The sequence below is a fragment of the Agrobacterium sp. 6Ca8 genome (assembly GCF_055382765.1).
The window spans coordinates 1,246,099-1,257,639 of record NZ_AP026434.1; the positions used below are offsets into that span (position 1 = coordinate 1,246,099).

Here is an 11,541-nt window from a genome sequence, read left to right on the forward strand (position 1 = left end):
GACGGTCAGACGAGTTCTCTTTCCTTCACAACCAGCTCTTCTTCGTCCGACACCAGATGGCAGGCGACACGTGTGCCGCCGACAAGCGTGCGCACCTTTGGCACCTCCGCCGAACAGCGCGCCGTTGCAAGCGGGCAACGCGGATGAAACGTGCATCCCGATGGCGGTTTGAGCGGGCTTGGAACTTCACCGGCAACCAGTTCCCGGTCACGGCGCGGCGCGTCGATATTGGGAATGGTCTGCAGCAGAAGCTGGGTATAGGGGTGACGCGGGCGGGCGAACAGCTCCTCCGTGTCGCCCTCCTCCACGATGCGGCCAAGATACATGACCGCGATGCGATCCGACATGTGGCGAACCACGCTCATGTCATGACTGATGAACAGATAGGTCAGCCCCAACTCGTCCTGGAGGCGTCGCATCAGGTTCAGCACCTGCGCCTGCACCGATACATCGAGTGCCGATGTAGGCTCGTCACAGACCAGAAACTCGGGCTCACTTGCCAAAGCGCGGGCAATGGAGATGCGCTGACGCTGGCCGCCTGAAAATTCATGCGGAAACTTTTCGCCGTCCGAAGCAGACAGACCAACCGTCAGCAACAGTTCCTCCACCCGTTCCATGGTCTGGGCCCGGGTCGCACGAAGTTTCAGTTCGCGGATGGGTTCGGCAATGATATTCTTCACCCGCCAGCGCGGATTGAGCGAGGCATAGGGATCCTGAAAGATCATCTGCGCCGAAAGCGGTGTATCCTTGCGACCCTTGGCGAAGTGGAAATCACCCGCGCTTGGCCGGAACAGCCCGGTCACCAGACGGGCAACCGTGGACTTGCCGCAGCCGCTTTCCCCTACGATGCTGAGACAGCCGCCCGCCGGAACCGTAAAATCGATGTCGTTTACGGCCTGGACGAATTGCCGGGGCTTGCGCTCAATGATCCGGTTGAGCCATGGGGCAGAGACATCGAAGGTCTTGGTGAGGCCCTTGACCGTCAATGCGGGTGTTCTTTGAACCGGCGTGTTCATGCTGTACCTCCTGCATTCATCCAGCAAGCGCTGGCGCCATCACCCACCGCTTCCAGTTCCGGCCGCTCGCGAAGACAGCGCGGTCCTGAGAACCCGCAGCGCGGATTGAAGGCGCATCCGGGCGGGATGGCGTCGAGACGCGGCATGGCACCGTCGATCTGGTTGAGCCGTTCCACTCGCGCGCCGAGCGAAGGAATGGAGGCCATCAGGCCCTGCGTATAGGGGTGCCTCGGCGCATGGAGAACCTGTTCGACCGGCCCCACCTCTATCAACCTGCCAGCATAAAGCACGGCAACGCGATCGGCTGCCTCGGCGATGACGCCCATATCATGGGTGACCAGCATGACAGCCGTCTGCTTTTCCTTGCAGAGCTTGCGCAGCAGCGAGATGATCTGCGCCTGGATCGACACGTCAAGCGCCGTCGTCGGTTCATCGGCGATGATCAGTTTCGGCGACGCCGCAAGTGCGAGCGCTATGACGACGCGCTGGCGCATACCACCGGAGAATTGATGCGGATGGTGATCGACGCGCTCTTCCGGAGATGGAATACCGACATCACGCAAAAGCTGGACTGCGCGTGCCTTTGCATCCCTTTTCGAAAGCGGCAGATGTTGGCGGATTGTCTCCACAAGCTGCGCGCCAACCGTGAACAGCGGATTGAGCGAGGTGAGCGGATCCTGAAAAATCGCGCCGATTTCCCGGCCACGGATGCTTTCCATCGCCCTGTCATCGAGTTGATCGATACGACGCGACCCAAGCCATATTTCGCCATCCGCGATGCGACCCGGTTTTTCGAGCAGGCCCTGTATCGCAAGGCCGGTCATGGATTTTCCGGCACCGGACTCCCCGACCACACCGAGGATTTCGCCAGGGCGGATGGAAAGGCTGATATCCGAAAGTGCCGTCACCGTTCCCCGGCGGCCAGGGAACTCGACTTTCAAATTGCGGACATCGATAACCGACTGGTTCATGTCATCCATTGGTATTCACCTCCACCGGGTAGCTCGGGGGGAAGATTTCCGAAACGGGCGGATTGGCCCAGCTTCGCTCCGGATATTTCGCGATCAGCCCATCGAACTGTGCCTGCGCCTGAATGCGGGCGCTCGCCATGTCGATGTTCGCGACCTGTCTTTCCCGCATGGAGAGACGACCATCGACAAACACGGCGCGCGTGATTTTGCCTGAACCGCCGGTGACAATTGTTGTGATCGGATCGAGGCTCGGCGCCATGACCGTGTCATCCAGATCGAAGACCGCGATATCGGCGCGCGCACCCTTGGAAAGATGTCCGAGATCGGAGCGACCCAGCGCCCGAGCGCCGCCGAGTGTGGCGGCGTCGAACAGATCGGCTGAGCGGACCTTATCTGGAGCACCGTCATTGATGCGGCAGGTTATGAGACCGACAAGCAGGTTCATCAGCATGTCGGCGGGCGCCGTATCGGTGCCCATCGCAATGTTTATTCCAAGCTGGCGGCACGCGGAGAAGGACGACAGCGTACTGCCGCTTCTGGCCGACACCAGCGGACAGTGGACGATCGACACGCCGTTTTCCGCATAGAGCGCCAGATCTTCCTGCGTCGCATTGGTGGCATGCGGCGCGATAAGGCGGTCGCTCAGCAGGCCTGCTTTTGCGAGCCATACCGGCGCGGTTGAGCTATGCAGCTTGCGAACCGTGTCAACTTCCATGGTGCCCTGCGCCATATGCAGCCGGAATTTGCAGCCGAGATCACGGGCGGCCGCATCGGTTCTTTCCAGCAGGGTGAGCGTCGATGTTTCAACCCTATCAGGTGCCAGAAGGCCGCGGACGAGGTCGCCGTGTCTTCCGGTCTGCCGTTCGATGAACGACACTGCTTCCTTCAGCCCCTGAAGACCGCGCTCCTCATCGAACACGGGCACCATGCGTCCCGGCTCTTCCAGCACCATGCCGCCGGAGCGGAAGGCGGGGCTGAGATAGACCCGGAGACCAAGTTCGCCGGCAGCATCGGCCGCAGCCTCGAATTCAGCGACCGTTTCTCCCCATTCACGATAAAACAGCGAGGCAATGGGTGCCGCCGTGGTGATGCCGTTGAGGAGAAGCTGGCCAAAGGCGAAACGTTTCTGGAAGGCAAGCTCCTCCTCGGAATACATCTCGTAAGGACCGGCCTCGACATAAGAGCGCGGCCAGACACGGCCCTTCGCCCAGCCGGGATGATTGTCGATCCCCAAAATAGTCGTATCGAAATCGGAAAGCGCATCGAGGTCGATCAGGCCGGGGCTGATCAGAGCATTGCCGAAATCGACGCGGCGCGCGACCTCGCCTGGAAAGCCATGGCCGACAAAAAGGATTTCGCCGTTCTCGAAAACCACTTCGCCGTTTTTCAACAGCCGGTGAGACCCGTCCTTATGACCGACCACCCAGCTTGCGGTGAGCAGCGTGCGACCGGAGGGGCGTTCACCGAGAGCGATAGACTGTAGCGGATTGCTCATCATGGCGCCTCCACCACCGCCTTGCCGCCTCTGGCGGTCACGCGTCCGCCCTTTACGACCATGGGCCGCGGCGCGACATCGACAACGGCATGGGCCAATGTTTCGCCGGTCAGCAGCGTGAAATCGGCGGAGCAGCCAACCTCAAGACCGTAATCCTTGAGGCCCATGACATCGGCACCGCCCTGCGAGACGACATGCAGGACATGCGCAAGCTCGATATCCGAGCGCAAGCCGTTCTTCATGCCGATGATCTTGGCCCGGTCGAGCATATCCGGCTGGCCCCAAGGTCCCCAGGTATCGCGAATGCCATCACAACCGCCGCCAACGCGAACGCCGGCTTCCTTCAACCGCATGATCGACGGCACGGTTGCCGAGGGCGCGCCCGTCGTCAGGATCGCCACATCGAGCCGGGCGATTTCATCGATCAGCTTGCCGACCCTGATGTAATCATTCATGCCCAGCGCAAAGGCGTGGCTGATTGCGACCTTGCCTTCCATGCCATTGGCACGAATACGCTCGAAGATCAGCTCCATCGTGAAGGCGCCGAGATCGGCAGCCTCATGCAGATGAATGTCGATCGGCACGCCGTGCCTGACCGCGAGTTGAAAGAGGATATCGAGCTGACCTTTGGGATCGCGATCGATGCCGCAGGGATCGATGCCGCCAAGGACTTCGCAACCCTGTTTCAAGGCCTCGTCCAGCAGCTCCACCGTGCCGGGCATGACCATGACGCCGGACTGCGGGAAGGCAACGACCTCTATGTCGATGATGCCTTTCAGCTTCTCACGTGTTTCCCATATGCCTTCAACAAGCTTCAGGCCGTGGGTCGGATCGATATCCACATGGCTGCGGATATGCGTGCCGCCGTTTGCAGCAAGGCCGATGGCGTGGCGCATGGACTGGCGGTGCGGATCGATACCGATCTGGGTGCGGTTCTCGCGCTCGAAATCGATCCGTCCGCGCAGGATGGCGGCACGGTTGTTCTCATGCCAGGGCATGCCCCATGTCGTCTTGTCGAGATGGGTGTGTGCATCGATGAGACCGGGCGCGACGATTGCGCCGTTGCCATCCTCGACCGCCATGCCGGGTTCGGCTTCGAATTTTCCAAAACCGGCAATCTTTCCCTGTCTTACCAGAATATCGCAGGTGTCGCCCGCCATGGGCCTGACGTTGCGGAGCAGAAGATCGTACATGGAACTCACCTCAGTTTCGGATTGAGCGCATCGCGCAGCCAGTCACCCAGAAGGTTGACGGTGACGACGAGCAGGCAGAGCTGGAAAACGGGAAACAACACGATCCACCAGGAACCGGAAAACAGGAACTGGTTGCCGATGCGGATCAGCGTTCCGAGCGACGGCTGGCTGGGTGGCATGCCGATGCCGAGGAACGACAACGTCGCTTCGGTCAGGATCGCCATGCCGAAGTTGAGCGTGGCGGCAACCATGATCGGCGTCAGCGTATTGGGCAGAATATGGTTTGCCATGATGCGGCGCGCGGGAACGCCGATCAGCTTCGCCGCCTGCACATAGTCCTTGCCGGTTTCGACAATCGCCTGGGCACGCACGGTGCGCGCATATTGCACCCAGGCGGAAAGCGCGATGGCGAGAATGAGCACGGCAGATGCGCCGACCTCGCGAAGATTGTCCGGAAGCATCTGTCTGACGACCGTGGAGACGAGAATTGCCACCAGAATTGTCGGAATGGAAAGCGTGATATCGCCGATGCGCATCAGGAGATTATCGGCAAAACCGCCGAAGTAACCGGCGACAAGCCCGGCAGTCATGCCGATGACCAAGGACAGCGCCACCGAGGCAACACCGATGACTATCGATATGCGCGTGCCGTAGAGGATAGCGGAGAGCATGTCGCGCCCTTGCGTATCCGTGCCGAGCAGATAGGGCCATTCGCCGCCCTCCTGCCACACCGGCGGCAGTTCGGCCTTCCACATGTCGAGCGACGCGCCGTCATAAGGGTTCTGCGGTGCGATCAGGGGCGCGAAAACGGCGGCGAGGATGAGGACTGCAAGGATCAGCGCGCTGATCTTGGCCGATCTGCTGTGGCTGAACGACCAGTAGAGATCGCTGTTGCGTATGCGCTTGATGAGCGACGGGCGGGCAGGTTTTGCCGTTTGCGGAAGGTCTGTGGCCATGAAACCGGCTCCCTTCGGTTAGCGCGCAGTGCGCAGACGCGGATCGATCACCGCATAGGCAATGTCGACGAACGTGTTGAGGACAACGAAGATGAAGGAAATGATGCAGAGATAGGCCGCCATGACGGGGATATCGAGAAACGTCACCGCCTGTATGAACAGCATGCCCATGCCCGGCCACTGAAACACCGTCTCGGTGATGAGCGCAAAAGCGATGAGCGAACCGACATTCATCGTCGTCAGCGTCACAACAGGCATAAGACAGTTGCGCAGCGCATGGCGGAAATATATGCGCCAGCGGGGAATGCCTCGTGCACGGGCGAACTTCACGAAGTCGGACCGCAGCACCTCCAGCATTTCAGCGCGGACCAGACGCATGACGAGCGTGATCTGGTAAAGCGAGAGCGCGATGGCAGGCAGAATGAGTGCGGCACGCCCCGATGAGGTGAGCAGGCCGGTGGACCACCAGCCGAGCTGCACGACATCACCGCGCCCAAAGGCCGGCGCCCAGCCGAGGCTGACCGAAAAGACGAGAATAAGCAGAATGCCGACAACGAAGCTTGGCAGCGAGACGCCGACAATCGACAGGAATTGCAGGCCCTCCGTATACCACTTTCCGCGCCTGATCGCCGTCAGCACCCCAAGCGGCAGGCCGACGACAAGCGATATGATCGTGGCCACCAGAACCAGTTCCAGCGTGGCTGGAAACCGCTCCGCGATCAGCGGCAGCACCTGCTGGCCGTTGCGATAGGAAACGCCGAAATTGCCCTGGGCGGCATCTTTGACAAACCGCAGATATTGCGTTGGCAGACTGTCGTTAAGACCAAGACGCTCACGCAAGGCGGCGCGATCTTCCTGCGATGTCTGCTCCCCCACCATCAGCTCGACAGGGTCTCCGGCAAGCCTGAAAATGAGAAATGCAATAAGCGCGACGGAAAGCATGACCAGAATGGCATTTCCCATACGCTTGATGATGAAAACCAGCATTGTAACCTCTCGGATGCAAACCCGTGGCCAAAAGGCAGGCAGGTTTGCCCATTTTTGCAAGAGACGGGGTACGGGCCGCATGCGCCCGTAACATTGTCAACAATTGCACCGGCAGCGGAGCATTCAGGGAGGCGTTCAGCGAAATGCCCAATGCCTCCCTGATAGTCCAGATTACCTGCCGACCTGCGTCAGCCAGTGGCGCGGCTTGTTGTCGGCGCGGAAATCAACGCTCTTGACCTTTCCGAGCATGGCCCAGGCGATGGGCTGCTGGTGCAGCGGAACAAGCATCGTCTCGTCCTTGGCGATTTTCAATGCAGCTTCTTCAAGCGCGAGACGCTTGGTATTGTCCTGCTCGTGTGCTGCCTGATCCACCAGCTTGTCGATCTCGGGGTTAGACCAGCCTCCATAGTTGGATACGCCCATCGCGCCCTTGCGGGTCGAGAGGATCTGCGACAGGAACGAGAAGGCATCGAGCGTGGGCTCGTTCGCCCAGCTAAGGTTGAAGACATCGGCCTTGCCACCATTGCGCTTGGGAGACTGTACCGAACGCGGGGCGATGTCGATTGTCGGCTGGAAACCGCCGCGTTTGAGCATGTTGGCAACGCCGGAGCAGATGTCTTCCTCGTTGATGCTTTCGTCATTCATGCAGGTATAGGTGAATGCAAGGTTCTTCATACCTGCATCGGCAAGCAGCTTCTGCGCCTTTGCCGGATCGGCAGGCTGGTAGGTATCAAGCGACTTGGCGTAACCCGCAATCTCAGGCGCAATAAGCGAGCCGGACGGTCTTGCAAGATCGCGCATGACCTTCTTGTTGATGAGATCACGATCGATCGACGCCTCGAATGCCTGGCGAACGCGAAGATCGTTGAACGGGTTAGGCTTGCCGTCTTCCAGCTTTTCGCGGCGATTGAAACCGATGAACAGCGTACGCAGCTCGGTGCGCTTCTTCACCGTGATGTTGGGCGAGGATTCCAGACGCGGCAGATCCTGGATCGGCGCGGAATCGATCAGGTCGATTTCGCCGGAGAGCAAAGCTGCAACGCGGGTTGCGGCCGAGGCAATCGGCACGAATTCGATGCGATCGAGATTGTGTTTTTTCTGATCCCACCAGGCATCGTTCGCGACAAGAACCGTCTTGCTATCGGGAACACGGCTCTCAAGCTTGAACGGGCCGGTGCCGTTGGTGTGCATCGTCGTGTAGCCATCGACCTTGGAAGCGAAATCGGTCGGCTTTTCGCTGTTGTTATCTTTCAACCACTTGGCGTTGAAGATGAAGATATTGGTGATGTCGTTGAGGAAAAGCGAGGTGGGCGCGGTGACGTTCAGATCGACGGTGTAATCATCGACCTTCTTCACGCCGGCGAAAACCGGAATATTGCCGCGCAATGGTGAGGTGGCATCCGAAGCGCGCGTGAAAGATGCAACGACATCGTCAGCGGTAAACTCAGCACCGTCGTGGAACTTCACACCTTTGCGCAGGGTGAAACGCCATGTTTTTTCATCAACAAGTTTCCACTCCGTCGCAAGCGCCGGCTCAATCTTGAAGTCCGGCCCGTAACGCACCAACCCTTCATAGATATGATTGAGAAAGGCGAGGTTGGAGGTGGAAGGCACCGAATACGGATCAAGCGAGTAAAGATCCGCGCGACCGCCCCAACGCAGGGTTTCTGCGTTTGCGGGAACGGCAATGGCGGCGGCGGCCATGGCGGCCAGAACGAAACTTCTAATTCGGGACATTTGATCCCCCCTTTTTATAAATCATTGGATAGCCGGCAGACCTACCGGCCGGACAAGGCGGAGTATTGTTTCGCACAGCCGTATTGTCAATAATATTGTTGACAATTATCGTATCCAAAATCACTGCGTTATGGATACAAGCTGCACGTCAATGAGGGAGAGGACGAAATGGGGAATTTTCTGCTGCTGCACGGCACGATGGTGACGGTGGATCATGAAAGACGCATCATCGAGGATTGTGGCCTTGCCATTCAGGGCGACCGTATTGTCGACATCGGTACAGCAGCGCAGCTGGCGCCACGTCACACCGACAAGCAGATCATAGATTGCCGGGGAAAACTCATCATTCCCGGCCTCATTGACGCCCATGGCCATGCAGGGCACGCGCTGATCCGCAGCATTGCGGCCGACACCAACGCCATGTGGATGAAGGTCGTTACGCCGACCTACTATCACTACGTCACACGCGATTACTGGTATGCGGACGGCCTGGTCTCCGGCATCGAGCGGCTTCGCGCCGGCGTGACGACCGGTACCAGCATCATCACCTCGATGCCACGCGCCGACGACCCCGTCTTTGCCATCAACCACGCCCGCGCTTATGACGAAATCGGGCTTCGTGAAATCATCTGCGTTGGACCTTCCGGCCTGCCCTGGCCGCACCCGGTGACCCGATGGGAAAGCGGCTCTCCGGAGCGCCGAAATGTAAGCTTCGAGGAAATGATTGAGGGCAGCGAAGCCACGATCGACGCCCTGAACGGAACGGCAGACGGACGCATCAGTGTTTTTCTGACACCCTTTACCATCGTTCCCTCGGTGGAACCCTCCAACGCTTCAAGCCCCGACCAGGCGGTGAAACTGACGGAAAACGACCGCATGCAGGCACGCCGAATACGCGAGACAGCCCGGAAAATGGGCGTCAGGCTACATTCGGATGCATTTGCGGGACAAATCCGCATGGCGTTTCAGGATAAGGAAAATGCGCTTCTCGGCCCGGATATCCACCTCCAGCACTGCTGGGGCATCTCGCATGAAGAAATCGACATTCTGGCGGAAACCGGCACGCGCGTGACCCACGCCCCGCCGGGCCGCTCAACGCCGATCATGGAAATGATGTCCAAGGGGATTCGAGTAGCCATCACCACCGACGGCGCGGCACCCAGCCGTCACTTCGATATGCTCCAGACCGCCCGTCTGGCGCAATTCACGCAGCACCTGCTGCACAATCACGATCGCTACCTTTTGCCGCCGGGCAAGATATTCGAAATGATTACCATCGACGCCGCCCACGCCATCGGCATGGAAGATGAAATCGGCTCGCTCGAAATTGGCAAAAAGGCCGATGTCGTCGTCATCGACATGCGCAAGCCACATCTGATGCCGATGTGGATGCCGGTGCACCGTCTCGTGCATCAGGTTCTGGGAAGCGACGTCGATACCGTTTTCGTCGATGGCAAGATGCTGATGGAAAACGGCCTTGTTCTGACGACTGACGTCGATGCGGCTCTCTCCTTTGGACAGGAAGAGGCACTGGCGCTTGCCGCCCGCGCGGGTCTTGAAGCGCATATGCATGATCCGGGCTGGGGCCGTTTGCTGCGAACCTTCGAAGAGCCAGTGCACCCTCCCCAGCCGCCGGTACCAATGCCTGGCGAGCGATAGCGCAACCTGATCTCCAGGACCGGCAACCTGCCAACCCAGCGACCCGCCCGCAAATGCCCGCAACGACATTGTTGACAAAAATCTGCCGGAACTTTCCTCAAAACAAAATCTCCCCGGCCTGGAGGGGTCCGGGGAGCAAACCTAACATCATGTCAGGAACTTTGACTGGAGCTAGCACTCACCCGCTCAAGAGCGGGGTGGATCTGAGTCATCTAATCCGGTTTAGGCTTTTTTCTTATGGCTATTAGAATGCGCGCTGCAGGCGAACGAAACCGGTCCAGGCTTCAGGCTTGGTGTCGACGTCGAGGTAGTTTGCAGCAACCTTTGCCGAGAGGCCGTCCGTGATCTTGTAGTCAACCGTCAGGCCAGCCTTCCAGGCGTCGTTGTTCGAGAATTTGTCGAACGAGACGAGGCCGTAGCCACTGTAGTACTGGAAGCCGGGGGTGATCTTCAGCTTGTCGGTTGCGTTGATGGCGTATTCGGCAGCAACAGCCCACTCGGAAGCATTGTAGTAAGCGTTTGCGCCGGAAGCCCAAACACCAGACAGGCCAAACGTGCCAGGACCAACACCAGCTGTTGCGATCAGGCGAACAGAGCCGTTTTCGCGGTCAGTGTCATAACCACCGATGAGCTGAAGAGAGACGCTATCGATCTTCGTGCCAGCGCCAACAACGACGCCGACATTGTTACTTGTGTTGTTGTTCTTGTTGAACGTGCCGACCGCGATACCTTCGAGTTCGTCAACCGAGACACCAGCCCAGAAAGAACCCGCTTCATAGCTGTAACGAACGGAATTGAACAAAGCGTTGGTCGCCACATCGTCCGTTTCACCGGAGAGACCATCATCCCACCAGCTCAGGAACTTACCGACCTTCAGGCCGGCGATTTCGATAAAGGCCTGATGAACGAAAACTGCGGATCCCTTGTCGCTGGAACCAGAAGTGGTGGAAGCAGCGGCAGAACCGGTATCAGCATCACCACGCAGGCCGATGAAGCCACGCAGAGCGCCGAGTTCAGTGTCGGTACGGGTGTCAACTTCGAACTGGGCGCGCGTGAATGCGTCCCAATCAGACTTGCCAGCCTTGTCACGGCCGAAGTCGGTCTGGAAGCGAACGTAGCCCTGGAACTTCAGGCAGGTTTCGGTGCCGGGGATGTAGAAGAAGCCGGTGCCGAAGGCGTCGCAGACGCGAACATATTCCATGGGCTCGGGTTCGGCAGCGACGATAGCGTCAGCGGCCTGTGCGCCGGATACTGCTGCGAGAGCGGCAGCGGAGCCGATGAGGAGGCTCTTGATGTTCATTTTTAATCTCCAGTCAAAAATTTTTCAACGAATGCGCAAAACCGAGGGCTGGTCTTTTCCCTGCCGCCCGCTTCTCTGCGCTGATTCAGCAAATGGCAGAAATTACGGGAGACTCGCAATTCAAATCTAAAGAATACAAATACACTTATAGAATACATTCAAATCACGTAGTAAAATTACAACAAATTAACAGATTAATATATAATACATAAATGTTTTATTTGGTG

The 11,541-nt window shown here is 58.7% G+C and carries 9 protein-coding genes; 1 reads left to right on the forward strand and 8 read right to left on the reverse strand.

Annotation, left to right across the window (positions count from 1 at the left end):
* Positions 1-5: 5 nt before the first annotated feature.
* The 7 genes from ACZ5A6_RS19950 to ACZ5A6_RS19980 all read right to left on the reverse strand — a co-directional run bounded on the left by ACZ5A6_RS19950 (position 6) and on the right by ACZ5A6_RS19980 (position 8,355).
* Complete coding sequence (locus tag ACZ5A6_RS19950) at positions 6-1,016, reverse strand: ABC transporter ATP-binding protein (RefSeq protein ID WP_111803985.1); 1,011 nt, start codon at positions 1,014-1,016, stop codon at positions 6-8.
* Entirely contained in the window at positions 1,013-1,996 is a 984-nt protein-coding gene (locus ACZ5A6_RS19955) for an ABC transporter ATP-binding protein (RefSeq protein WP_004431353.1), read from the reverse strand. Before ACZ5A6_RS19955 ends, ACZ5A6_RS19950 begins: the two co-directional genes overlap by 4 nt.
* The gene (locus ACZ5A6_RS19960) at positions 1,989-3,482 is read right to left on the reverse strand and encodes an amidohydrolase family protein (RefSeq protein ID WP_065660321.1); all 1,494 of its coding nucleotides are present in this window, start codon (positions 3,480-3,482) and stop codon (positions 1,989-1,991) included. Before ACZ5A6_RS19960 ends, ACZ5A6_RS19955 begins: the two co-directional genes overlap by 8 nt.
* Positions 3,482-4,675 carry an amidohydrolase family protein gene (locus ACZ5A6_RS19965; protein ID WP_065660320.1) on the reverse strand — a complete coding sequence of 398 codons (1,194 nt, stop codon included), beginning with the start codon at positions 4,673-4,675 and terminating at the stop codon, positions 3,482-3,484. The genes ACZ5A6_RS19960 and ACZ5A6_RS19965 overlap by 1 nt, the downstream gene beginning before the upstream one ends.
* A gap of 5 nt (positions 4,676-4,680) precedes the next feature.
* Positions 4,681-5,631, reverse strand: coding sequence for an ABC transporter permease (locus ACZ5A6_RS19970; protein WP_038495432.1), 951 nt, complete (start codon positions 5,629-5,631; stop codon positions 4,681-4,683).
* 18 nt (positions 5,632-5,649) lie between these two features.
* Positions 5,650-6,618 (reverse strand): ABC transporter permease, encoded by a 969-nt coding sequence (locus tag ACZ5A6_RS19975; RefSeq protein WP_004431345.1) that lies wholly within the window; start codon positions 6,616-6,618, stop codon positions 5,650-5,652.
* Positions 6,619-6,789: 171 nt separating this feature from the next.
* The gene (locus ACZ5A6_RS19980; RefSeq protein ID WP_111796644.1) at positions 6,790-8,355 is read right to left on the reverse strand and encodes an ABC transporter substrate-binding protein; all 1,566 of its coding nucleotides are present in this window, start codon (positions 8,353-8,355) and stop codon (positions 6,790-6,792) included.
* A gap of 168 nt (positions 8,356-8,523) precedes the next feature.
* On the opposite strand from ACZ5A6_RS19980, the gene ACZ5A6_RS19985 reads away from it, so the two are divergent.
* The gene (locus tag ACZ5A6_RS19985; protein WP_464111320.1) at positions 8,524-10,014 is read left to right on the forward strand and encodes an amidohydrolase family protein; all 1,491 of its coding nucleotides are present in this window, start codon (positions 8,524-8,526) and stop codon (positions 10,012-10,014) included.
* 244 nt (positions 10,015-10,258) lie between these two features.
* Here the strand turns inward: ACZ5A6_RS19985 and ACZ5A6_RS19990 are convergent, their stop codons facing one another.
* Positions 10,259-11,314: a porin gene (locus ACZ5A6_RS19990; protein ID WP_111803987.1), complete on the reverse strand. Its 1,056-nt coding sequence runs from the start codon at positions 11,312-11,314 to the stop codon at positions 10,259-10,261.
* Between the last annotated feature and the right edge of the window lie 227 nt (positions 11,315-11,541).

Coding starts and splice junctions, on each gene's coding strand:
- ACZ5A6_RS19950 (WP_111803985.1), bottom strand. CDS start 1,016: ATGAACACGCCGGTTCAAAGAACACCCGCATTGACGGTCAAGGGCCTC.
- ACZ5A6_RS19955 (WP_004431353.1), bottom strand. CDS start 1,996: ATGGATGACATGAACCAGTCGGTTATCGATGTCCGCAATTTGAAAGTC.
- ACZ5A6_RS19960 (WP_065660321.1), bottom strand. CDS start 3,482: ATGAGCAATCCGCTACAGTCTATCGCTCTCGGTGAACGCCCCTCCGGT.
- ACZ5A6_RS19965 (WP_065660320.1), bottom strand. CDS start 4,675: ATGTACGATCTTCTGCTCCGCAACGTCAGGCCCATGGCGGGCGACACC.
- ACZ5A6_RS19970 (WP_038495432.1), bottom strand. CDS start 5,631: ATGGCCACAGACCTTCCGCAAACGGCAAAACCTGCCCGCCCGTCGCTC.
- ACZ5A6_RS19975 (WP_004431345.1), bottom strand. CDS start 6,618: ATGCTGGTTTTCATCATCAAGCGTATGGGAAATGCCATTCTGGTCATG.
- ACZ5A6_RS19980 (WP_111796644.1), bottom strand. CDS start 8,355: ATGTCCCGAATTAGAAGTTTCGTTCTGGCCGCCATGGCCGCCGCCGCC.
- ACZ5A6_RS19985 (WP_464111320.1), top strand. CDS start 8,524: ATGGGGAATTTTCTGCTGCTGCACGGCACGATGGTGACGGTGGATCAT.
- ACZ5A6_RS19990 (WP_111803987.1), bottom strand. CDS start 11,314: ATGAACATCAAGAGCCTCCTCATCGGCTCCGCTGCCGCTCTCGCAGCA.